The following is a 24,875-nucleotide window of genomic DNA, read 5'->3' as shown; positions in this document are numbered from 1 at the left end:
CTTATCATCGATCACGGAGAAAACGGATCGGAGCAAGGAATCATGTGCTTAACCTACTACTCCGTACGTGACAAACATTCGTGCTGACTTCAGCGTTACCAGGGTAGTACGGTCATTCAAGAATAAACTGAATTGTATGAAAGCGCATCCATCAGGTTCACGAGTAACGCTACGTTCTAACAACGAACATGTCGTCGAGGTCACAATTCTGAAAAGCCAGATGGAAAAACGGTTTTCCATTTTCCCTGCCTTGAGTGCATGTGCCATCCAGCCGTTGCCAAGAATTACAGACGCAGGCGAAACGCTACTGTTCCGTTTCCATCTTGAAGATTGGAACAATGTCGTCAATGATTTTCTGGATGAACGTACGGTCCCCTACAGCAATTTTCGTGTTCTTACAGCGGAAACAAATCGCGCGAAGGGTATTCAGTTCCTGCCCGGGTAACGCGGGCGATAGGCCAGGCTAAGCGTAGAATTTACTGAAATATAGTAACAGAAGACTGAAAGTGCGCAATAGTAATGTGCCTCAACCGCGTAATCCCATCCGATGCATAGCCAATTCTCGTTTGCGATTGTCCGGCACGCTGGTCGGTAATATCGATCGTGACATTTTCAAAACCTGGCGTCAGCGCGAAGTCTCCTGCGTTGATAAGAATTCCACTGCAGTTAGGGTCTTTACGAACCCACACCGTCGTCATTTGAACCGTATCTCTGGTAGGAGACAGCAAAGCAAGCGAGCTTCCGATACCGGCCAGGCTAATACAGGCCACAGCGATAATGATGAAGAAGACTTTACGTTTCATGGCGTTCAGATTGGTTAAATAAGTGTTTCTCTTATTCCGTGGATAGTGAGCGCTATCCTTACGGCGCCATGAAGGTAGCCTACAAGATTTCCCCAATGTTGACAAAAATTTACGTTTGCGGGAGCGTTTTTTAGTTTTCAGGAAGCGTCCGGACCGTGCACGCAAAAAGCTGGCAGGCATCCTTTTTTAGCTACTGCCAACAACCTTAAAGCACTATCAATCATGGACGCACCCATCACATCAGAAATTAACATTGAAACCGGAATGGTATTAAAGGAGATCGCTACCGGTCGGCTCTTTTTGGTTGGCGAGCGCTTGCTGCAGAAAGTAGAAGTAGCGGGCGAAGATACCTGGCGCATAACGCCTACCGACGCTGAAAACCCGGATAGGTCATCCCGGGTGTTAACCCGTCAGGAACTCTCTGAAAGATATTTTGCCGAGGTCGAAGAGTAAGTATCATCCATAGAGGATCGTCACAAACAGCCCGCCAGGTTGTCGCTTTTGCACCCCTGACTGCCATCATTTTGTATGTAAGTTTGGTTCATACAAAACCCAATACCGTATGCAAAAAATAACCCCGCTTTATGGTTTGACAAAGAGGCGAAGGAGGCAGCCCGGTTTTATACATCGGTTTTCCCTTCGTCGAAGATCAACAGTGTAACAACGATGTACGATACGCCCTCCGGTGATTGTGACGTTGTTTGGTTCGAGCTCGCCGGACAGTCGTTCATGTCGATTAGCGCCGGGCCACTTTTTAAATTCACACCTGCGGTTTCGTTTCTGGTGGCGTGCAGCACAAAAGAAGAAGTCGATTCGCTTTGGAAGAAGCTGAACGACGGAGGCCAGGCACTGATGCCGCTGGATCAATATCCCTTCAGTGAACGGTATGGATGGACACAAGACAAATATGGCGTCTCGTGGCAGATTATGTATTTCAACCAGGAGATCAAACAAAAGATCACGCCGGTGCTGATGTTTGTAGGCGATGTCGCCGGTAAAGCCGAGGAAGCGATGCGTTTTTATACTTCCATATTCAAAGACAGTCGTATCGGCGATATCATGCGCTATAGCAAAGGCCAGGAGCCGGACCGCGAAGGCACCGTGGCACATGCTTCATTTACCCTGGCGGGACAACAGCTCGCAGCAATGGACAGTGCGCAGCAACATCACTTTACCTTTAATGAAGCTATATCCCTGTTGGTTTATTGCAAAGATCAACAGGAGATCGACTACTATTGGGAAAAACTGTCGGCCGTTCCGGAAGCAGAACAATGCGGATGGTTAAAAGACAAGTTCGGCCTTTCGTGGCAGATCGTTCCCGAGTCCATGGACAAGATGATGACCGACAAAGATTCTGCGCGCATGGCCCGCGTTACCCATGCATTTCTGAAAATGAAGAAATTCGATCTGGCAGAACTGGAAAGAGCGTATAGGGGAGAGGTCGGAGTTCCCTCCTGACGATCTTCATCCCATAGCAAAAAAAAGCCATCTATCGACAGATGGCTTTTTTTATGCTGACGGCAGCGGGCTGTTAAGCCTGCGGCGTATCGCTGTTCTCTTCTCCGCCGATCGTGCGTACGGTGGGCGGTTCGGTTTTGCGTTTAAACCATTTCCACACGCCTGTGAAGAGTGCCATAATGCCAAGGCCGATCAGCTTGATGTTCTTCAGGATGATGGCAAAGAAACCAGCTTTCGCCAATACCTTACCGGCTACGAGGCCGCCAATTGTCCAGGCAGCTACCTCGTCGACATCCGGATCGAAGTCTGCATACTTTTTGCCCTCTCCATACGTGAACGACGAAAGCACAGGGTCGATGTTGGCCTGCACGTCGGGCAGCTCATGCACCAGGGCTACAGCGTTCAGCACCAGCACACCTTTCCGGCCCAGTATCCGCACGTTGTAGTTCAGGGTATGCTCTACTTCCGCGCTGTCGCCAAACTGAATCTCCTTGGCCCAGTGGAGTACCTTTTTGTCGGCGTCATAATAGGGTTTCGCGGCCCATCCGATCATATACATCGGGTCATAACCTGCTTCTATGCGGGTCTTATTTATCTCGGGCTCCTCTTTCTGTATCCCTTCCAGCATCTCCTCATAGTTGATTTCATCGGCGTCGTCATCTTTCACGTAACCCATTTCATCGTAGGTAATGATGAACGCCCAGGCATCATTGGTAATAGCCATATTTTCAGGAACAAGCATACCCAGGGTTCCCTGACCACCCGGGTTTCCCCACATGTCGTGGATCACAAATCGGGCTTGCGCCGAGTCGAGGTAGCGAAATCCTTTCGGTACTTGTAGCGTGCCGATATCTCCGAATTTAATTTCACCCGTCTGGTACTGGAAGGATGCTTCCAGGCTGTCTAAAAATGTGTTGGTAGTATCATTTTCACCGGTGAACGCTGCGAAAGCAGGCATCATAAAAATGCCTGCCAGGAAGGTCAGTAGGATCTTTCTCATTTCGTTAAGTTGGTATTGCACATCGAAGAAAGATATTACGGGCCAAAAACGGAAACCGAAGTAAGTTTTTCAAATAAAAACGATTTTACGGCAGCCCTATCCTCCTATAGGAATTACCCCATGCGTTTCATTCGTGCTTCAAGGTATCGGCCGGATTCCTCATAGCAGCTTTCAGCACCTGGAAGCTGATGGTGAACGTGGCAATCAGCAGCACCGCGAGCAACGGTATCACAAACTGCGCCCACCCCGGCGTAACGCGATAGGCATATCCCTGAAGCCAGTGCTGCATACTGAAATAGGCAATGGGTATCGATAGCAAGGAGGCTATCAATACCAGCCGGACAAAGTCAGCAGAGAGTAACGAAACGATGTTGACAACAGAGGCGCCCAGTATTTTACGAATGCCGATCTCCTTCGTACGCTGCACTGCCGTATACGACGATAATCCAATAAGCCCCAAACATGCCACGATAATGGCAAGCCCGGTAAAGATGCTAACGATCTTTCCAAAACGCATGTCGTCATGATACTGGCGGTTGTAGCGGTCTTTCAGAAAGAAATATTCGAAGGCGTTTCCAGGGAAATACTTTTTATAGGTATTCTCAATGGACGCGAGGATACTTTTTGTGTCTTCTGTTTTTATTTTGATGGATGTAGCAGCATATGTACTATAGGTAGGCATCAGCACGGTAGGTTCCATGGGCGACTTCAGCGATTCCTGGTGAAAGTCCCGGATCACCCCGACAATGGTCCAGGCGTGCTTATCGTCCGTTAATTCTTTTCCGATGGCATCTTCCGGGGTACTGATCCCCAAAAGCCGGGTGGCATTGACATTGAGGATGATCGACCGGATCTTGTCGTAGTCCACCTGATGATCCGTCGGTAAAAATCCACGGCCTGCTACCAACGACATGTTGTAGGTACTCATGAAATGATGATCGACGCCGAGATAGCTAATGGTATACTTGGCAGATGTCTGCTCTTTCAGGTGCAGGTTGAAGCCCCGCGCCAGCCGGTCGCCAGGCAGGTTTGCGGATGTAGCGGCATGCTCCACCCCGGGAAGTTGTAGCAGAGCATGTTTGTAGCTCTCCACACGCTGCATGAAACTGGAGTCCCACGCAGACAGCTCGGGCGCGTTTACAATGACGGTATTGTCGATAACCATCCCGAGGTCAGCGTCGTTTATAAAATTCAACTGTTGGGATACAATGATCGTGCCCGTGATCAACGCCGCCGAAGACGTAAACTGAACAATGACGAGGGCTTTTCGGAGGAAATTACCCCGGGCGGAGCGCTGAAATTTTCCTTTGAGTACCGTAATGGGTTGGTAAGAAGAAAGAACCAGCGCCGGATAAAACCCCGACACCAGTGCGCCCAGGAGCAACAAGGCAGCAACAGCGACGAGGGTTCTCGTGTCGGTTGTTTGAATGATTCGCCACAGCGATAAATCATTGCCGGTAATTTTGTTAAACGGCGCTTGCAGCAGCTGCGCCATCATCATGGCGACCACAAAGGCGAGGCCTGTCAGAATAAACGATTCAAAAATGAACTGCTTGATGAGTTGTGTTTTGAATGCGCCCATTACTTTACGAAGCCCGACTTCCTTGGCACGGTCGAGTGCGCGCGAGGTCGTCAGGTTGATATAGTTGATCCACGCGATCAATAGGATGAAGAGCGCCACAATCAACATCGCCCATACGGCCTTGCCGCTCGCAACTTTGGCAATATCGTACTCATACTGAGAATAGAGGTGTGCATCGCGCAGGGGCTGCAGATAGAATTTCTCCACGCTGCCCGAAACCTTATCGCCCTGGAAATGGCGGTCGCTGAAGGCCGGAAACTTGGCTTCCAGTTGCGTATGGTCCACGCCGGGTTTTAGCACCAGATAATGCCGCATATCCGACCATGTCCAGCTGTTATCAGCCTCCATCTGGGTGGCGTGTACCAGGGTGGCATAGGATATTAGCACATCAAACTGGATATGAGAATTAGCGGGAATGTCCTGGCATATTGCCTTTACCGTGTACGGCTCCGTGTCCGTTCCCCAGTAAAATGTTTTTCCGATCATGGACGCATAGTCGGCCCCCTGTGCGGGGAAGAATTGTTTGGCTGCGTGCTCCGTCAGTACCGCCGAGAGCGGCTCTTTCAACGCCGTAAGACGGTCGCCGGCCAGCATGGAAAATGAAAACACGGAAAAGAAATGTTCATCGGCAAAATGAGACTGCCCGCTCCGGATGTGTTGATCGTCGATTCGGATATTCAGGGTTCCTGCCGGCATCAGGCGGGTATATTCTTCTATCTCCGGAAAGTCCCGGACCATCGCGGGGCCGACCGCCGGGTAGGTGATCGTGCCATGCTGAATCAGCTTGCCGTGCTGGAAACGGTCGTTGGTGACGCGGTAGGTGCGATCGATCTTGGCATGAAATGTATCGTAGCTCAGCTCGTAGCGAACGAATTGAAAAATAAGAAGACATGCCGCCAGTCCAATGCCAAGCCCTAAAATATTGATGCCCGAGAACACCTTATTCTTGACGATATTGCGGAAAGCGACGGTTAAATAGTTGCGCAGCATACGGGTACACTTTTCGTTGGCTCGAAGTATAGCTAAAAGTATAATTAATATTGGTGGAAGGCAAACGTAGATAGGAAGTGATTCTGTATCATTTTGTGCAATTGCCGACAGGAAAATGCTTTTTGTCAGGTAAAAAATAGTACTTTGTTTACTTGACTAAAAATATAAGTAAATGGCCAAAGACTTTCGTACCGCCGGTTTGCTGCAAAATCACTTCAGATTGGCAGTAAGGCATCTGATGAAAAGCAAAGGCTTTTCATTGATCAATATTCTTGGCCTTGCCGTCGCCATCACGTCGTTCTTCTTCATGATGGTCTATACATCGTTTGAGATGAGCTACGATGATCTCCACGCGAATAAGGACCGTATTTACAGGATTGCGCTCAACGGACACGAAGTTGGATCAAACGCCAATAGCGCAGCAAAAAGTTACCCGGGCATTTACAATTTCCTGCATGAGCTTTCCGATGTAGAGACAGCCACGCGCTTCATGAAGATCCCGGCCAATACCGGCTTCTTATTCGGACATGACAACAAGATGTTTAATGAGTCAGGTGGACACATCAACGCCGACTCCAACTTCTTTAAAGTGTTCCCAAGCCTACTGATAAAGGGAAATGCGGCAACCGTACTGAAAAATCCCAACAGCATTGTGATCTCCGAGTCCGTCGCCAGGAAGGTCTTTGGAAACACCGATGTGCTGGGACAACGGCTCGACCGCGTAGAGGAAAACGGCGAGGCTCCGCTGATCGTGACGGGAGTCATGATAGACATTCCAAAAAACGCGCACTTTCATGCAAGGTTTGTTTCAAAGCTCGAAGATGTATGGCCGGAAGTTTTGGAAGACAACTGGTTACCCTCCCTCATTTTTAACTATGCGATGTTAAAAGAACATACAGACCCCAGCGCTGTTAAATCCAGACTAAATCAAATGCTCGCACAAACGTCAAAGGAAACCCCGAAGATCAAAGGCACGTCTGTATTTCTTCAACCGCTCAAAGACATACACCTTCAATCAGATATAAAGGACGAGTATGAGGCGAACGGCAGCGCGACACTGGTTTACCTTTTGCTCGCAATCGGTGTTGTTATTATCATCATGGGCTGGATTAACTACATCAACGTCGAAACAGCGCGCTTTTTGAGAAGGGCAAAAGAGGTAGGGGTGAGGCGTATCATAGGGTCATCAAAGATAGACCTCGGGCTTCAGTTTTTAGTTGAATTTGTTTGCATCAATCTTTTGGCGCTGGCCATCGCCGGTATGCTGGTGTTCACGTTTACGCCTTATTTTGAAAATGTCAGTGGTATCCCCGTCCAACAGGCCTATCGGAATACACCGGGGCTTTGGCTGATGGCGCTCTTATTTTTCGCCGGGGGCTCGATCACCACCGGCATTTACCCGGGACTTTACCTCATAAAACTAAATGCAGCGCACGCGTTGAAAGGAAAATTCAGCCCACAAAAAAGTCGCGGCTTTCTTCGCAAGCCGTTGCTGGTGGTGCAATTCAGTGTGTCGATCATGCTGATAGCATTTCTGCTGGTAATCAATGGACAACTCGGGTACATGCAGCGGACAAACAAAGGCATTGAAGTGGAAAGCGCGGTCGCCGTGAGAAACCCGGTGGCCTATGCCAACCAGGAAGTATTCGAAAAGTACAACAACTATAAACGCCTTCGTGACAAACTATTGCAGCGCGCATCCGTGGACATGATATCGACATCGTCGGCGATACCGGGAACGGAGATCGGCTTTACATACGTGGACCTCATTAAAAGAAGCTTGAACGATTCCTATGATCCAACCCGCTACAAGACAATGTTTGTAGGAGAAAATTTTATTCCATTATATAAGATCAAAATATTAGCGGGACGAAATTTTGAGGCGGAAGAGGTCAACGTATGGAAGGAGCCCTGGGAAAGAAAAGACTGGCTGAAGATCATCCTGAACGAAAGTGCCATGAACGCGCTTGGATTCAAATCGCCGGAAGATGCCATGAACAAAACGGTCAAGTTTCAGGTCTTCGATGATTTTGAAGATCATGAGATCATCGGTGTGATGGAAGACTACCACCACGAAGCGGTAAAAAATGAAATCTATCCGATGATCCTGAAACTGAACTACAACAGCTATCAGCAAGTATACTACTCCATACGCTTGAATTCCGGAAGTAAGCCACAACAAGTACTGGGCGAAATAGAACAAACCTGGAAAGAAGCATTTCCGGGACAGCCGTTTGAATATTTCTTCATGGACGAATACTACGACCAGCAGTTCAAATCGGAAAGGCAATTTAGTCAGGTGTTCTCTGCCTTTTCAGGCATCGCGGTCTTCATAGCCTGCCTCGGCATTCTGGGAATGGCGTTGTTTGAAACCACTGCCCGCCTGAAAGAGATCAGCATCCGAAAAGTACTGGGAGCGTCCGTATCGCACCTGCTGGCGTTGCTCTTAAGTGATCAGGCGCGCTGTATTATCATTTCTTGCCTGGTAGCCATTCCGGTCGTCTGGTACGGCGCGGATCGATGGCTATCCTCATACCCCGCACACACCCCGCTATCGCCCTGGATCTTCGCCATTCCGCTGCTGACGGTTGTGTCCGCCGTCGCCGTTCTTTCGGGTATGCAAATGGTGAAAGTGGTAACACGAAATCCGGTCGATCACTTAAAGAGTGAATAAAAATATAATGCTACTTCCTCACCGGAAAGAAAACCCGGAATGTCGCGCCCGCATCCGGCACACTCTCCACCTCAATCCTGCCATTGAGCTTTTCCACCTGCTGCCGCACCAGGTACAGCCCCAGTCCTTTGCCTTCTGTATGCGTATGAAATCGCTTATACAACTTAAACAGATCACCCCCAAAACGCGTCAGATCAATACCCAGCCCGTTATCCGCAACCTCCAGCACCGCATACTCAGCGGTCTCGTGCGACGAGATCCGTATGAACGGCTTGCGATCCGGCGAACGATATTGAATCGCGTTACTCACCAGGTTATATAAAATACTGTTGACGTATGCCTTGATCGACACGATGTGCTCACACGCAAACCGCGCATCCACTTGCACGTCGTTCTCCCGCAGGAACGACTTCAGTGACTGCTTGATCAGATCCAGCTCATCCTTGAAACGTACGTTCTCCAACGCCGAGAACTTATCATGCCGTATATCGATGATCTTGTTCAGGTCGCGAATGATCGTCTCCAGCGACAGCGCCGACTGCTCGATCAGCTGCATGATGTTCGTTTTCTCCTCGTACGTATCCGCCAGGCGGTGGATATTCATCAGGCCCATCATGCTCGCGACCGGGCCCCGCAGGTTGTGCGATACCGTATAGGAAAACTGTTGCAGCTCGTTGTTCTGTTGCACCAGCTGTTGGTTGGTGTGCAGCAAGTCAAGGCTCTTTTCGTCAAGCGACTTCTCGAGAAAACGATTCTGCTCTTGCAGAGCGGTCTTCTGACGCTCGATCTCGTTGCTGGCAAGGATCAGACTTTCCTGGCTTTGAATCAGCTCTTCGCTTTGTGCCTGAATTTCTTCGTTCTGGGTCTCGATGTTTTTGTTGAGCTCGTGCAGCTCGCGGTTGGTGGACTCCAGCTCGAGATTCTTCAGGTTGAGGCGGGCGATCAATAATTCGTTGCGCGCTTCAAAGCGATCGAGTACACTCTTGAGCGACAGCACACAACTGGTCAGTAAGATATAGGAAGTAAGCAACGAAAGATTATCCCCAATATATTGCTTCGCGGTAGGCAGTGCGTGCAGGTTGCTGAAATAACGCAGGAAGATATCGACCGTCGCGAAGACCACCGCATGCACCATCATACACGCAAACATTACCAGCTTTTCCGAACGGGTAAAGATCAATGCGGGAATGATGGAGGTTGCCATCAATACCGAGTAGATGCCCGGCGAGCGGTAGTAGTCATACAGGTCGGGATGTTGTACGCGGTTCAGGAAGAGGATCGTAAGCGACGCCAGCGGAATGGCGAGGGCCAGCAGCACGCGCGCGAGGTGCACCTGCCTGGCGCGGTTCAGAATGGGGACGCTGCAGAGGACGAGTAGCGTTACCGAAAGCACCTGGGATGAAAAGCCCCACCCATGTGGCAGAATGTATACCAGGTAGACAGACGTAAGGATCGCCGAGATCAGGGCGATGATATTCGTCAGGATGATCGCCCGGGCATGCAGGGTAGGCATGTCCTCGGTGACGCCCGTTTGGATGAAGTTATTCCGAACCGATGATCTCATATAGGTTGTGCCGGCCTGTGCTTAGGCTATCCAGTCAATGTCTTTTTTCAACAGGTCGAGCGTGTGCTGCTCGGGCGAGTCCGGCGCGGGGTGGTGGTTGTATTCCCACCGAGCCTGGGGGGGAAGGCTCATCAGAATGGATTCGGTGCGCCCGTCGGTATCGAGCCCGAACTTCGTGCCGCGGTCCCATACGAGGTTAAACTCCACGTAACGGCCCCGGCGCATGTATTGCCATTCCTTTTGCCGCTCCGTATACGGCTTGCTGTGATTGTTCTGCATATAATAAATATACAACGGCGCGAACGCTGATCCCACCGCACGGATGAACTCAAAACGTGACGCTTTTGTAAAACCTTCGTTGTCTTTGAGGTAGTCAAAGAAAATACCGCCAATGCCGCGCGTCTCCTGCCGGTGTTTGATGTAGAAGTAGTCGTCTGCCCACTTCTTGAACTCCGGGTAATAGGAGGGATGATGCTCATCGCAGACGGCCTTCAGTTGATGATGGAAGTATCGCGCATCGGCTTCGTCCACGTAGTGCGGCGTCAGGTCGATGCCACCACCGAACCACCATGCGCCGTTGCTCATTTCAAAATAACGGGTGTTCATATGAATGATGGGCACCATGGGACTGTGCGGATGCAGCACGATCGATACCCCCGTAGCAAAGAACTCCAGCGACTCGCTGGCCGGAACTTTGAGGGAACGCAGCACATGCTCGGGCGCAGGGCCCCACACGGCAGAGAAGTTGACGCCACCCTTTTCGAGGATCTTGCCGTCTGTGATCACCCGGCTTACGCCACCGCCGCCACCGGGACGTTCCCAGGCGTCGGAGATAAAGGTGCCGGTGCCATCGGCTGCTTCCAACTGTGTACAGATATCCTGCTGGAGGGTCGAGAACCAGTCGCGGATAGAGTCTTTTGTAGGCATCGTGTTCAAAATCGGATGTAAAGTTAATCCTAAATCCTTCTTGCGGTGGCATTGCCTTCCGGAAACCCGGTGGAATTAGATGAAATGCAATCGAAATCGTTTGAATCGGTCGAAATCGTGTATCTTTATCCCGAGACCAATTGTTACCATCATGGCTGTTGAAGAGACCGCAAGAGCCAGAAAGATGATCCGGTCGGATGTTGACCGTACCATTCTTCTCGACGCTTATACCCACCTGTGCACAGCCCGGCGGATGGCTGATCTGTACGATGAGCACCGCGAGGTGTGCAGCAAGTATGTGCACAGCACTTCCCGTGGCCACGAGGCCATTCAACTCGCCGCCGGCATGCAGCTGGCGCCCCACGACTACGCATCCCTGTATTACCGCGACGAGTCTATGCTCCTGGGCATGGGCCTGGAGCCGTACGAGCTGATGCTGCAGCTCATGGCAAAACGCGACGACCCCTTCTCCGGCGGCCGCACGTACTATGGCCACCCATCATTACGACGCCCAGGCTTCCCAACCATACCGCACCAAAGCTCTGCCACCGGCATGCAGGCTATACCGGCCACCGGCATGGCCCACGGCATTGCCTACCTCGAGTCGCAAGGGCTGGCTTCCTGGCCGGCGCCACCCGTAGTGCTCTGCTCGCTCGGCGATGGCTCCGTCACCGAAGGGGAAGTAGCCGAAGCCTTCCAAATGGCCGTGCTCAAAAATCTCCCGATAGTCTACCTCGTACAAGACAACGACTGGGGTATCTCGGCCACCGGCGCCGAGATGCGCGCCATGGATGCCTACGAATATGCCGCAGGCTTCAAGGGCCTCGAACGCATGACCCTCAACGGGGCGGACTTCGTCGAGTCCTATACCGGCATGCAAAAAGCATTTGCCCACGTTCGCAGCCGCAAAGGTCCCATACTGGTGCACGCCCGTTGCCCGCTGTTGGGCCACCATACCTCCGGCGTACGCCGCGAGTGGTACCGCGGCGACGACCTGTCCATCCATCAGCAACGCGACCCGCTCGCGCACCTCGAAGCGTACCTCTTAGCCCACGGCGAAACCGAAGCAACACTCGACGCCCTGCGCACACGCGCAACGGCCCGTGTAGCCGCCGACTTCGAAAAAGCCCTGGTGGCCGCCGATCCCGATCCCGCGACGTTCGACACCCACGAGTTTGCACCCACACCTATCACGGAAGAGCGCGGCCGTCGTATACCGGCCGACGCCACCAAAGTGGTCATGGTGGATGCTGCCCTGCACGCGGTCGAAGAAATACTAAAAGACCATCCCGAAGCACTGTTCTATGGCCAGGACGTTGGCGGTCGCCTCGGCGGAGTCTTCCGCGAAGCCGCCACCCTTGCCGGCAAATACGGCGATGCGCGCGTCTTCAATACGCCGATCCAGGAAGCTTATATCGTAGGCTCGACCGCCGGTATGTCCGCCGTAGGAGCGAAGCCTATCGTCGAAATCCAGTTTGCCGACTATATCTGGCCGGGCATGAACCAGTTGGTGGAAGAGCTTTCCAAAAGCTGCTACCTTTCCAACGGCAAGTTCCCGATTCAGGCACTCATCCGTGTGCCCATTGGCGCCTACGGCGGGGGTGGACCCTATCACTCGGGCAGCGTGGAGTCAACGCTCCTCACCATCCGCGGCATCAAGATCGTATACCCCAGCAATGCCGCCGACATGAAAGGCCTGCTCAAAGCTGCCTTCTACGATCCCAACCCGGTGGTATTATTAGAACACAAAGGTCTTTATTGGTCTAAAGTCCCCGGCACCACCGACGCCAAGACCCCCGAGCCCGACCGCGACTATATCATTCCGCTGGGCAAAGCCGCCACGGTACAGCAAGCCACAGCAGACAAAATCGCCGTCGGCGAATCCTGTGTCGTGATTACCTACGGCATGGGCGTCTACTGGACCAAAGAAGCCGCCCGCGTCTACGAAGGCCGCGTGGAAATTATAGACCTGCGCACGCTCAACCCACTCGACTGGCACGCCGTCACCACCGCCGTACAACGCCACGGCCGCACGTGTATCGTCACCGAAGAACCCTTACTAAACTCCTTCGCCGAGTCCCTCGCCGGCCGCATCAGCAAAGAATGCTTCGAGTACCTGGATGCACCGGTATGGACCATCGGCGCCGCTGACTTACCCGCGGTAGCGTTGAATGTGGAGTTGGAAAAGATGATGTTGCCGAGCGCTGCCAAAGTGCAGCAGGCACTGAAGGAGTTGTTGGAGTATTGAGGTAGTAGAGCACGGGTTTAAAACGGGTAACCAATGCCCACATTATAAATAATCGGCTCGCGATAATTCGTCCAACCATCTGCTGTCTGTGTCGCATACGGCTTAAAGAACCGAACTTTATCCAATACAAACTTGTCGCCTTCTTCTCGCGCCGGATCCCACACTTTCATCCCCACATCCAATCGCAAAATCAGGAACGTGAAGTCAAAGCGAAGACCAAATCCCGTTCCCACAGCAATTTCTTTATAGAACTGATCAAACTTAAACTGCGAGTTGCCATTGGGGACCCCTGACTCCGATGTTGTCATCGGTCCGTTTTCTTCTCTTTCATTCTCGGGTATCAGCGTGTACACCGTTTTAAAGCGGTGCTGAAACGTCCAGGTATTACCGACGTCGACAAAGACTGCACCGCTCACAAAGCCGAACAGCTTCTGGCGGATTTCCAGGCTCGCCTCCAGCAAGATCTCGGCAGGCTGTTCGATGCTATAGTCAAATAGTCCATCGTTGCGTGGGTTGCCGTTGGGATTGCCGTTGATATCCACTTCTTCTGTGGTACGCGGTTTGAAGGAACCCGGTCCAAGACGACGAGGGCGCCAGGCGCGGATACTGTTACTACCGCCGGCAAAGAAGAACTTTTCATAGGGAAGACTCCTGCCGTCACTATACGAGTACGCCAACCCCGAATTAAACCGGTAGGCTACCGTGGTATTTTTGTGCAGCACGTTGATGCGCCGCATGTCGAGGCTAAAGCGAAAATATTTGAAATAGTTCAGATCGTACTGCGTCACGATTTTCGGATCGACAAAATTCCAGATCGTACCGCCGCTTTCCACCTGCGCGCGAATAAAGCCCGAGCTGCGCTCAGCGTTACCGTAGTTTTTGTAGTTCCACGTTACGCCGAAGATAATACTGTTCACAAATGACGGTCGAAAGGAATTAATCAGACTGAAGTTACCCTGTTCGGCCTGCTCCAGGAGCAGCGTTTTGAAGTCACCCGACAGGTTTGCCGTGTCGATCACGCTGAGGTTGACCGGTGTCAGCTGGTAGGAGCGACCCTTGTTGTTCTGCCAGGTATAGCTGCCCACGACCGACACCGCCGTACGCCGGTACTCGGGACGATCCGTGTACGCATAGCCCGCCGTAAACTTCGTCTTCGGGTTATACGCGGCATGCCGGAACCGCGTACGGTCGCGGAAAGGCCAGATAAACTGCGGGAACGTGAACGACGCGTTCACACCTGCTTCTGTGCTCTTGTAAAAGTTCTGATCACTTGTTGCAGACGCCACACCTTCGAAACCAAACCGGCCACTCAGGTCAAATGTCTCCATGCCCTTAAAGACATTGCGCTTTTTGAAGGAGATGTTATAGAAAGGACCCGGGTATCCTTGCGTTACGTTCACACCGGCTTCATTACTCCATTCATACCGTGACAGCGGACTGGTAAAGATATTGGCGACAAACCGGCCGCCGGTAGTGTCATAGTTGATGTTGACAAACTTAAAAGCGTCGATGTTGGCCAACTGGCGTTGCGTATTGAGCGTTAGCGCACGGCTGTATTGATCGCCCGGTTTCAGAAAGACGCGTTGGGAGAGAATCTTGAGGTTGTAGTTGTCTTCGTAGTACCGAAAGTGAATATCGCGGTATGAACGTTCCCGGCGCTCGCGGCGGAAGCGGTTGGTACTGGCGTCGGTCGTGAAATTTACCTCGTCAATGGTAAAGCGTTTGTGCTCCTCGCGCTTCGCCGGCTCGTGGATCTGCACCATGATGGAGATACGACGGTCGGGGCTTTCGTACGCGGTGTCCATCTTAAACTCAACATATTGACGGCTGAAATCGTAGTAGCCATTATCTTTTAACAGGATATCCAGGCGCTCGCGCTCACGCGTGAGATTGTCTTCGTCGTAACGATCGCCCTTTTTTAAGAAGCTGGCCCGTTCGTTCTCGATGACGGTGCGAAGAATGGCCGTATCGGTGATCTGGTAAAAAATTGAGTCGAGGTGGTAGGCCGCGCCAGGCTGAACGATATACAATACTTTTACACGCTTACGCAAAATGCGCGAGGTGTCAATGCGGGCATGTACCTTGTTGACAAAATAGCCTTTGGAGAATAAATATCCGCGGAAGCGCCCTTCGGTAATGCTCACCAGCGAGCTGTCGAACACCGCCACGGGCTCGCCCCATTGCATCACGGTGTTACCCTCGTCGATCTTTTTGTCGAACTTCTCGAGCTTCTGTTGTTTGCGGAACTGCAAGTTGTTGATCTTACGGGGCTTGGTGGCCGCGGCCATCTTGGCGTCGAACTTCTTCTCAGCCTTCTCCTTGCGTTTGATCATCTTCTCCTGATCGTAAGACCGATACCCTAGGTAATAAATGCCCACAAGGGGGGCAATGGGCAGGCCGAGCATCTTGCGGTTGGACTCCTGGGCATAGAATTTGCTCAGCTCGTCCCGGTCGATCTCGCGGGGGGCGTCGATGCGCTGCTGGTACAACAGCTTTTCGTTGTCCTTGAGATGCTTGATGCCCAGGCAGCCTGATAGCAGCGGGATGAGAGTGATAAAAAGAAAATATTTACCTTTCGAAGTTCTCACGCGTCAACCATGCTGTCAAAAGCCAGAATCAAGTTCATTAAATCATTGCAATTAAAGAAATACCGCAAACAGGAACAATGTTTTGTGGTCCAGGGTGCCAAGAGTGTTCAGGAATTATTGCATTCCGACTTCGAGACCCTGGCTGTACTGGGCACCGCCGAGTTTCTGGCCACGTGTCCACCCGCCGGCAAAGCCGAAGTGTTGGAAGTGAGCCCCAAAGCCCTGGAAGAGCTTGGCGAGTTCCAATCCAACGATGCCGCCCTGGCCGTGGCCCGCCTCAAACCCAACAACCCACTGACCGTCGGCCCCACCGAGTTTGCCCTCGCCCTCGACGACATCCGCGACCCCGGTAACCTGGGCACCATCTTGCGCACCGCCGACTGGTACGGCATCCGCAAAATCATTGCCTCTTCCGAAACCGCCGACTTCTATAACGCCAAAGTAATCAGCGCCACCATGGGCTCCTTCACCCGCGTGCAGGTCTACTACACCGACTTGGAGACCTACCTGCCCGCAGCAGGCTGCCCCGTCTTCGGCGCCTTCCTCAACGGCTCCAACGTACACATGACCAGTTTCGGGCCGAACGGCATCGTCTTGATCGGCAACGAGTCGCGCGGCATCAGCGATGCGCTGGCGCCGTCGGTCACCCACAAAGTCACCATCCCCCGCTACGGCCAGGCCGAGTCCCTCAACGCCGCCATCGCCACCGCCATCATCTGCGACAACCTGGCGCGGGGCCGCCACGCACTATAATGGGAATTTGAAATATTCCGCGTCACTCACTACTTTGTAGTGGATAAATTGCTGTATGCGCATGGTTTTTTCTTGCCGCGACGCCGTCGCAGCGTCATTGTTTCTGTTGATCGGTATGACCACCGCGTCGTGCAGCCGCAAATTGTCTCAGCAAACAACCGCCAAAACTATTCACCAGCTCCTCGGGCTGGACGCAGGCGGTTGCCAGTTCACCAGCCCCAAGCCCAAAAGCAGTGCTGTCTCCGACGAGCAGATGCCGGCCGTAGAACAGGGCCCGGTGACACCGGACTCGGTACTGGAGAAGATCCTGCGCGAAGCCAAGCCACGGTTTCTGCAACCCTCGCGGTATGCGGACAGGTTTACGGTGCCAGGCATAGTCCTCGCCAACGGCAATACGCTTTACATAGAAAATAACCGGTATGGATTGAAGAAATCGGACGGCACAGTCATACTGGCACCGATGTTTGACTATATAACGCCGGCATTCACCTACGCTGCACCCGACAGCGCGAAGGGATTTGCAGCTTGTGTCGGTACAGGCTGCAACTATTATGATGCTGATGGAAAAAAAGTGTTGGCAACGGACTACGCCGGCGTACTGCCTACCGCCGCGGGAACGTTCATTATATATACCCAGGAAGGCGTGGGCATAGTCGATGCCGCCGGTCGGACGCTAGTGGCGCCGTCGTTCTACGATATTACCACACTGGATGACTCACGCTACCGACCGGTTATTGGCCGCGATGGCCAGGGACCCCTTGTGCCGACGGCAGTAAACGTAAACGGAGAGACCTACAAAAGTCATTTCTTCTACCGCGTATATACCCATGCTTATCGATCGTTCCTATTGAGCGGAGATGTCAGCGATACGCTGTGGCTACCGGAAAGCAAATACGGGCATGAGTTATTTGATGTCCACCCCCACTTTGTCTCGGCTGGCCACCTGATGATCGACGACATGCTCGTAAACGTTAAGACCAGGCGCAAGCTGATCTGCGAGCCCGGCTATGAAGTCCGCGTGGTTAACGAAGTTCGCCAGTTGGCATCCGTTGTGGCTCCCGACGGCCTGGAGTATCTGGTGCATTTTGACGGTACGCTGGTAACACCCCAGGCGTTCTATAACATCGCGGGAGTCGACATGTATGAAGGAAATGAAGCGTCACCCAACCCCGTTTCGGTTGTATCAGGGGCCATGCCGGCCCCTGGTTCAGGCATAGATCCGGTAACCCTGGATGGAGCCATCGATCGTAACGGGCAATGGGTAATACCCCCTGAGTACAGTGTTGTTAGTATAATGGGGCCGGGCGTGCTGGCGGGGTACAGTGGCGGGACGATCGATTTGTTCGATGCGGCCGGAAACAAACTGACCGCCTTCAAATATACAGAGATATCCCCGTTCGGCGATGGATTGCTTCTGGTGGCAGGCGAAGGTGGGGCCGACGTTGTCCGCGCAAGCAGCGGCGAGAAGCTGCAACACGACTTACCGTATTCAAAAATCGAAGCAGTAGACTTTAACGGCGTTACATATTACATCGCCGAAGGACCGGAAGGAGAAACAGTCTTGAATGAAACGTTCACCCCGGTACTACCGGGATTCTACGCCGCGGTATTTGAGACACTGCATAACGGAGCGATTAAAGTATTAACGTCGTATGAGGAACGTTCCGGGCGGTATCGGCTTTACGAATGCAATGGCAAGGTTCGTAAAATTAAAGTTCAGGGACGGGAGTACGATTCTTTTTCCTGGATCGCCAGCCCTGACGCCGGTCTCACACACGTGGTGCTCAACGATGGCACCGCCTGGTTTGTTCTCTCTGACGGCAATAGCGTGCCGGGTGACGCCCGCATACGCACTATGGCGCCGGCCAACTATCGCAATCTATACATTACTTCTATTGCTATCCCGGAAGATTTGGGCGGAGGAGAAACGTTCCTTCGAATTAAGTACGGAATGGTTAATACCGAGGGCCAGACGGTAATACCGCCTACTTTTGACAAGATTGAACCCTTTTCTGCCGAAACAGGCCTTGCCTACTTTTTATACAACGAATTTAGCGATTACGCCGGGAGTGGCTACATTACTCATGGAGGCGACGTACTCTTCGATATGCAATACATGTATCCAACGGACCTGGAAGGCGGTCTTTTCAGAGTCTGGAAAAACCACCGGTGTGGTGTCGTGACACGTTCCAACAAAGTCATCGTGCCGATAGTCTACGACGAAATCGAACACAATGACTCCTTCTTTCTGCTTGAAGCTAAGCGAGGTAAAACCATAGACCGCTATACCCCCCAAGGCACAAAGATCAAGTGAGTATGAATGAAAAGCGAAAAAAAAAGCCCGTTACAATCGTAACAGGCTTTTTTAGTTATGGCGTTAAACAGTGTTACACCATCTCTCTCAAATCCACCGGCACGACGCGCGACACACCCTTCTCCACCATCGTAATACCGTAGATCACGTCCGTAGAGGTCATCGTACGCTTATTGTGTGTAACGATCACAAACTGTGAGTCCTTGCTAAAGGTCCGGATGATATTGTTGAACTTGTCGATGTTGGCGTCGTCCAACGGAGCGTCCACCTCATCGAAAATACAGAACGGCGCCGGCTTTAACAGATACATCGAGAACAGCAGGGCCGTAGCCGTCAGCGTCTTCTCACCACCCGACAGCTGGTTGATCGTCAGCGGGCGCTTGCCTTTCGGCTTGGCGATAATATCGATCTCCGACTCCAGCGGGTTGTTCGGGTCTACCAGGCGCAGGTCGCACTGGTCGTCTTCCGTAAACAACGACCGGAATACACGTACAAAGTGCTCCTTGATCTTGTTGAACGACTCCATGAAGGTGGCGCTCGCCACGCCTTCGATCTCGCCGATCGTGCTCAGCAGCGACTCCTTGGCCTTGACAAGGTCGTCCTTCTGTGCCATGATAAAGTCGTTGCGTTGTTTGATCTCCGTATAGGCTTCCATCGCCATCGGGTTGATGGGGCCCATGTTGTCGAGACGGTTGCGGATCTTCTGCACTTCCTCGCGAATCTTGACTTCGTCCATGGCGCTCAGCTGCTCCGCCTCTTCCGGCGTAGCTTCTCCTACGACCGTATCCAGGTCCACATTGAACTCGACTGACAGACGCTCTTTCACCGAGTTGAGGTGCATCTTGCTTTCGTTCAGCTGGCCTTGCAGCTCGATCAACGTGTTGTCGATCGCCTGACGCTGATGCTGAATCTCGCGCAGTGACTTCTCCACCTTGTCGATCGCGCCGCGCGCTTCGTAATATTCTTTTTCCGCTTCCGCCAGGCCTTTCTCCATGGCTTCTTTTTCTTCGTACATGCCCAGGAGCTCGTCGTCGTTGCTCTCGGTATTTTCGATGATGCGTTTTACTTCTTCTTCGTTCTTCTTCAGATCTTCCACGTTGACGTCGATCCGTCCCGCACTTTGCTCCATCGACTCCTGCTTAAAGCGGATCTCCTGGTCGATGCTCTTCACGCGGTTGTCCTGCTGGTGGAAGAAAATGTTCTGCTCGTTATAGGCGGCAGACTTCTGTGTCAGCAGCTCGTTGTTGCTGGCCAGGTCCTGTGCGATATCCGCGAGGCGCTCTTCCTGTGCTTCGTAGTCGCGTTGTATTTGTTGCGCTTTGGGGCGCAGGTCTTCCAGTTCCTGGCGCAGGGTGTCGATCTTTTCGAGAATGTCTTCGCGGCGCAGGTCGGCACTGTTCAGCATTTCGGAGAACTGCTCGCGCTTCGTGCGGAAGGAAACGTACTCTTCGTTTACCTGACGGATGGTGTTTTGCACCTCGTCGATCTGCTGGCGGATCTTGTTGTTGCGCAGCTTCTCGAGATCGGCTTGTTTTTCCAGCAGGCTGTGACGGATGTCGTCCAGCTTGGTGGTCAGCTCCTTGATCTCCTTCTCCAGCTTCTCCATGTTCTTGGCACGGCCGATCTTCTTACCTTCGAAGAGGCCCACGGAACCACCGGAGATGCTGAACCTGCGCTTGGTGAGCTTGCCGTTCTTGGTAATGAACGTATTCTCATCGCTGCCGGGCAGCTGCTTCATATCACCCTCGTAGATATATACCTTGTCGAGGATGTACGCCATCAGCTTGCGATACTTCTGGTCGTACTCGATGATCTCCGTTGCCGGGAAGGCGTTGTCGTAAATACGGCCCGGCGTGGACTCGAACTTGTCGAACGAGTCGAGTATAAAGAAGTGCGCCTTGCCTTTCGCCGCGTCGCTCAGAATGTTGATGGCTTCGTATGCCTCCGACTCATGCTCGACGATATAGTAGTTGAGGTATTGCTCGAGGTAGTTCTCGATCGCCACGCGATACTCTTCTGACGTTGTCAGGATATCCGACAGGAGGGGAGCATTCTTGCCTACTTTCTTCTTGAGGAACTTGATGGCTTCGGGGAAACCTTCCAGGTTCTCGACCAGTGACTTGGTCAGGTTATATTCGTTCTGGCGGGCGTCGAGCTTACGGCCGGTCACGTTCATCTCCTCACGGATCATCTCGATGGTTTTTTCCATCGCCGTGATGCGGCTCTGTACCTCTTCTTCTTCCTTCTTCAGGCGGTCCTGCTGCGCATTGCCTTTGTCAAGCTCTTCTTGTAAGACCTTCAGCTTGTTTTCGAACTCCACCAGGCTGGCGTTTTGCAGCGACGTATCCGAAGCGGTCTTCTCCAGCTCCTGTTTGAACGACGATACCTGGATCTCGCGGATCTCTACCGACTTGTTGATCTGGAAGCTCTCTTCCTGCTTCTCGCGTTGTACACGGCGCAGGGAGTCGGTCTGTGTTTGCAGCTCGGTGGTGACACGTTTCTGATCTTCGTACTCACCCTTCAGGCGTTCCAGCTTCTGGGTGATCTCTTCGAGAATGCCTTCGGCTGAGCCACGCTCGCCCTCGAGGCTCTGCACGCTGAAGCGCGCACGCTCGTTGCTTTTCTTATCCTGCTCAATCTGGTCGCGCAGACCGTTAGCCCGGTCGTTGAGATATTTGAGACGTTCGTTCTTGATCTGCTTTTCGCTTTCGTACTGGCGGATCTTCGACACAAACTCGTTGATCGCCTTCTGACGTGAGCTCAGCGTTTTTTCCTTGATGACCAGGTCGGCCTTTTCTTTTTCGATGGAGGCTTCCTTCTCTGCCACATCGGCGGCCATGCCGATCTTGCGGTCATTCTCCGCCTGCACTTGTTTGCTGATGGCGTCGAACTTGTCCTTTTGTCTGTTGACCACCACCTTGGCCAGGGTAATGCTTTTGGCCTTATACTCGTCCTTGACGCGGTAGTATGTCTCTGTCTGCTTGGCCTGCTTCTCCAGGCTCTTCATGTTCTTCTCGATCTCGAACTGCAAGTCGGCCACACGCTCCAGGTCGGCGTCGGTGTCTTCGAGCTTCTTGAGCGTCTCTTTCTTGCGTTTCTTAAACTTCGAGATTCCCGCCGCTTCTTCAAACAGCATCCGACGGGAGTGATCCTTGTCGTTGAGCAGGTCGTCGACCATGCCCAGCTGGATGATGGCGTAGCTGTTCGAGGCTACCCCGGTATCGAGGAACAAGTTGGTGATGTCTTTGAGACGACACGTCACGCCGTTCAGCAGGTATTCGCTCTCACCGGTGCGGTAGAGGCGCCGGGTAATCGTGATCTGCGAATATTCCGTTGGCAGAATGTTCTTGGTATTGTTAATGGTCAGCGCCACTTCCGCCATTTGCTGGGCGCCGCGGCCGCTGGTGCCGTTGAAGATTACGTTCTCCATCTTCTCCGAGCGTAGCGCACTGGTTTTCTGTTCTCCCAGCACCCACCGGATCGAGTCAACGACGTTCGATTTTCCACACCCATTCGGTCCGACGATGCCGGTGATCCCTTCATCAAAATTGATAACGACCTTGTCGGCAAAACTCTTGAAGCCTTTGATCTCCAGTTTCGCTAATTGCATGCTCTATCGATTGTTATAGATTGTTAAAAACCGCTGTATCCGCCTCCCATCCTGATCCGAGGGTGATGTAACCTTGTGGTAACGGCCCGTCAGGAAATAGGGAAGTCGGCAAAGATAAGGTACCGCATCGGGCAATTCAAAATTAAAATTGTGAGACCGCCAGGACGTCAAAAACGACGTTTTGAGGTCTTTTTCACCACCACCAGCCCAAAAACAGATCAAAATTCGACCGTCATCGCGCAGACCGGACATTAGGCACCCATGTGCTTTTTTTGATCGCTGTCAAAGGCACGGGCACCACGCCGTTCAGATATTTGACTAGCTAATCTTTTCCCTCATGATCCGATTTTTTCTGCCGGCTATTGCCGTATTTTTTGCCCTGGGCGCTTTTGCGCAATCGCCTGCCGCGTTGGACCAGGAACAGTACACGCTGGCCAGCATTCGTCGCATGCGTGCTGTTCAATTTTTGATGGGCCCCTGCGAGCCGCTTGCAAAGAAGAGTGTAATCCGGCGCCACCGGTATGAAGTCCGGCTGAAAGGCGACAGCACCTTTCAAAAAGCCGGCCGCATCGAGCGGTATGGGCGGGGTGATATCTTCGTTATGGGAGGTGGCCATAACTATGACATTATCAAACCCGACAGTACCGTACGCATGAACCGCATTGTGAACAATCGCCGGAAACTGGAGGGTGTGCCACACAAGGGTGGCTGGGTATTTCGTATTGTGACGGGTGCCGTTCGGGGATATTCGCCGTACCCGGAGGAGACACTGAGCCGCGTGGTCTATATGCAGCTCGAACCCAACGGTCCGATAGAAGTGGCCGACGTACAGCGTCTGGGTGAAATCATGGAGGGAAATGAAGCTGCCCTGGCGTTGCTGCGCAGGAAAAAGATCGGCGCTGCGATGGAGCGGTATAATCAGGACGTTGTCGGGGAGGAATAACCGCGGTAACGCATTGAGTTATCCACAGAGTTATTCACATTGTATGCACAAATATAGACGTCGAGTCCTTCATGTTTCCCCAAAAAGTATACTATAAGTCAAGATAATCCAGTTTTGATCCAGAAGTACCCTACTCCTGGGCTACTGTATACCTACATCTTATTAGATCTGGGTTATCTTCTTATGAAAAATAAATTAAGTGTCAGGTATATCCTGGTAAGATAGGAAGTTGCTATATTGTTCGTGGATACCGTTTGGACCCTCGCGGCGTTCGTATAGTAAACTCGTTATAACCGTTTAACCACCCTGTATGGCCTATCTAACCGAATTGAAATTTAGTGGAAGTCTCGGCGACTTCACCGCGTACAAAATGCGCGGCACTGACAAAACCGTCGTCCGTCGCAAGGGCGGCGCCAGCAAAGAAACGATCCGCACCTCCCGTCGGTTTGCCACGGCACGGCTATGGATGACCGAATTTGGCGGCTGCTCGACCATGGGAAAAGAAGTGCGCTTTATGATGAGCCCCATGAAAGCCCTCGCCGATTATAACTTCAGCGGCTTTGTAAACAAAGCGCTAAAACAAATCCAAAAACTGGACGGTGTCAGTGCGCTCGGACGCCGTGCCATCCGCCTTTCGCAATACCCGGAACTATTACAAGGTTTCTCGCTGAATAAATATACGACGTTTGATTCGATGGTCCGCACAGCCGTTACGTGTACCATCGACCGTGCCACGGGTTCCGCACGCATCAACATCCCCCAATTGGTACGCGACATCAATTTCTTCCCCAACAGTCAACACCCGGCGTATAGCATCGTGGTATGCCTGGGCGTTGTACCGGATTTTACCTTCAATAGTACCACCGGTAAATACGCCGCACCAAAATGGTACGACACCATGCAGGGCTGGAATATGGTCGAAACGCCCTGGTATTCGTCGCTCAAAGGCTCGCCCGCCCAGACACTGGACGTCGTGCTGAACAACACCATCCCGCCAGATGCGGGGTATAGCTTGCAACTAACGGTGGGGGTGCAGTTCGGCGCACTTCATGACAATGGTATGGTGAAACAAGTTAAACGTACAGGCGCCGCGAAAATCCTGGCTATTGCTGGTAGCGAATCAACAGACAAAACCATGCCCATTATAAAACCGGTTTCAGATACCGAGGCCTTTTTGCCAGAAACATTTTTAGCAGACAATTCTCAGAAAGCTATAACTGCCGTGTCCAGCCCGGCACCGGAAATGCCTGCGGAACCGAAGGCATGCCAGGAACCGCCGGCAGATCCGTGGAAAGTTACGTATACCTATACGTCCATGACTGATCGGGCGATTGATCCCACGGATAACAGGAGGGAGCGTGTTTTTGAAATCGGAGGGATGGGTTTGTACCATAGCGGCTGGTCCTATGGCGTACAGTAAC

At 52.3% G+C, this 24,875-nt stretch carries 16 protein-coding genes; 9 read left to right on the top strand and 7 right to left on the bottom strand.

The window, feature by feature from the left end:
* Positions 1–136: 136 nt before the first annotated feature.
* Entirely contained in the window at positions 137–445 is a 309-nt protein-coding gene (locus KK062_RS10220; protein ID WP_254084191.1) for a hypothetical protein, read from the top strand.
* A gap of 31 nt (positions 446–476) precedes the next feature.
* Here the strand turns inward: KK062_RS10220 and KK062_RS10215 are convergent, their stop codons facing one another.
* A complete protein-coding gene (locus KK062_RS10215) occupies positions 477–803 on the bottom strand; it encodes a hypothetical protein (protein WP_254084190.1) in 327 nt (108 codons plus the stop codon).
* Between the two features lie 222 nt (positions 804–1,025).
* Here KK062_RS10215 and KK062_RS10210 point away from each other — a divergent pair, with 222 nt between their 5' ends.
* Both KK062_RS10210 and KK062_RS30910 read left to right on the top strand, forming a co-directional pair.
* Entirely contained in the window at positions 1,026–1,256 is a 231-nt protein-coding gene (locus KK062_RS10210) for a hypothetical protein (protein WP_254084189.1), read from the top strand.
* 90 nt (positions 1,257–1,346) lie between these two features.
* Complete coding sequence (locus tag KK062_RS30910) at positions 1,347–2,261, top strand: VOC family protein (RefSeq protein ID WP_317195762.1); 915 nt, start codon at positions 1,347–1,349, stop codon at positions 2,259–2,261.
* A gap of 73 nt (positions 2,262–2,334) precedes the next feature.
* On the opposite strand, the gene KK062_RS10200 is transcribed toward KK062_RS30910, so the two are convergent.
* Together KK062_RS10200 and KK062_RS10195 are read right to left on the bottom strand one after the other, a co-directional pair.
* Positions 2,335–3,261: a DUF2167 domain-containing protein gene (locus KK062_RS10200; RefSeq protein WP_254084188.1), complete on the bottom strand. Its 927-nt coding sequence runs from the start codon at positions 3,259–3,261 to the stop codon at positions 2,335–2,337.
* Positions 3,262–3,388: 127 nt separating this feature from the next.
* The gene (locus KK062_RS10195; RefSeq protein ID WP_254084187.1) at positions 3,389–5,833 is read right to left on the bottom strand and encodes an ABC transporter permease; all 2,445 of its coding nucleotides are present in this window, start codon (positions 5,831–5,833) and stop codon (positions 3,389–3,391) included.
* Between the two features lie 172 nt (positions 5,834–6,005).
* Here KK062_RS10195 and KK062_RS10190 point away from each other — a divergent pair, with 172 nt between their 5' ends.
* Positions 6,006–8,507: an ABC transporter permease gene (locus tag KK062_RS10190; RefSeq protein ID WP_254084186.1), complete on the top strand. Its 2,502-nt coding sequence runs from the start codon at positions 6,006–6,008 to the stop codon at positions 8,505–8,507.
* Positions 8,508–8,517: 10 nt separating this feature from the next.
* On the opposite strand, the gene KK062_RS10185 is transcribed toward KK062_RS10190, so the two are convergent.
* Together KK062_RS10185 and hemF are read right to left on the bottom strand one after the other, a co-directional pair.
* Positions 8,518–10,071: a sensor histidine kinase gene (locus KK062_RS10185; protein ID WP_254084185.1), complete on the bottom strand. Its 1,554-nt coding sequence runs from the start codon at positions 10,069–10,071 to the stop codon at positions 8,518–8,520.
* A 21-nt stretch (positions 10,072–10,092) separates the two neighbouring features.
* Positions 10,093–10,998, bottom strand: coding sequence for an oxygen-dependent coproporphyrinogen oxidase (hemF, locus tag KK062_RS10180; RefSeq protein WP_254084184.1), 906 nt, complete (start codon positions 10,996–10,998; stop codon positions 10,093–10,095).
* A gap of 151 nt (positions 10,999–11,149) precedes the next feature.
* On the opposite strand from hemF, the gene KK062_RS10175 reads away from it, so the two are divergent.
* Complete coding sequence (locus KK062_RS10175; protein ID WP_254084183.1) at positions 11,150–13,246, top strand: alpha-ketoacid dehydrogenase subunit alpha/beta; 2,097 nt, start codon at positions 11,150–11,152, stop codon at positions 13,244–13,246.
* 17 nt (positions 13,247–13,263) lie between these two features.
* Here the strand turns inward: KK062_RS10175 and tamL are convergent, their stop codons facing one another.
* Positions 13,264–15,834 (bottom strand): translocation and assembly module lipoprotein TamL, encoded by a 2,571-nt coding sequence (gene tamL, locus KK062_RS10170; RefSeq protein ID WP_254084182.1) that lies wholly within the window; start codon positions 15,832–15,834, stop codon positions 13,264–13,266.
* A 9-nt stretch (positions 15,835–15,843) separates the two neighbouring features.
* On the opposite strand from tamL, the gene KK062_RS10165 reads away from it, so the two are divergent.
* Both KK062_RS10165 and KK062_RS10160 read left to right on the top strand, forming a co-directional pair.
* A complete protein-coding gene (locus KK062_RS10165; protein WP_254084181.1) occupies positions 15,844–16,587 on the top strand; it encodes a TrmH family RNA methyltransferase in 744 nt (247 codons plus the stop codon).
* Between the two features lie 55 nt (positions 16,588–16,642).
* Positions 16,643–18,901, top strand: a complete 2,259-nt coding sequence (locus KK062_RS10160) for a WG repeat-containing protein (RefSeq protein ID WP_254084180.1) — start codon at positions 16,643–16,645, stop codon at positions 18,899–18,901.
* Between the two features lie 73 nt (positions 18,902–18,974).
* Here KK062_RS10160 and smc read toward each other — a convergent pair whose 3' ends face one another.
* Complete coding sequence (smc, locus tag KK062_RS10155; protein WP_254084179.1) at positions 18,975–22,511, bottom strand: chromosome segregation protein SMC; 3,537 nt, start codon at positions 22,509–22,511, stop codon at positions 18,975–18,977.
* Between the two features lie 337 nt (positions 22,512–22,848).
* Here smc and KK062_RS10150 point away from each other — a divergent pair, with 337 nt between their 5' ends.
* Both KK062_RS10150 and KK062_RS10145 read left to right on the top strand, forming a co-directional pair.
* Positions 22,849–23,454 carry a hypothetical protein gene (locus KK062_RS10150; RefSeq protein ID WP_254084178.1) on the top strand — a complete coding sequence of 202 codons (606 nt, stop codon included), beginning with the start codon at positions 22,849–22,851 and terminating at the stop codon, positions 23,452–23,454.
* Positions 23,455–23,764: 310 nt separating this feature from the next.
* The gene (locus tag KK062_RS10145) at positions 23,765–24,874 is read left to right on the top strand and encodes a hypothetical protein (protein ID WP_254084177.1); all 1,110 of its coding nucleotides are present in this window, start codon (positions 23,765–23,767) and stop codon (positions 24,872–24,874) included.
* Position 24,875 lies beyond the last annotated feature (1 nt).

The organism is Dawidia cretensis (assembly GCF_018598175.1).
Taxonomy (GTDB): Bacteria; Bacteroidota; Bacteroidia; order Cytophagales; family Cyclobacteriaceae; genus Ohtaekwangia; species Ohtaekwangia cretensis.
The sequence above is the reverse complement of the archived record's forward strand: the minus strand, read 5'-3'. Positions and strand labels throughout refer to the sequence as shown.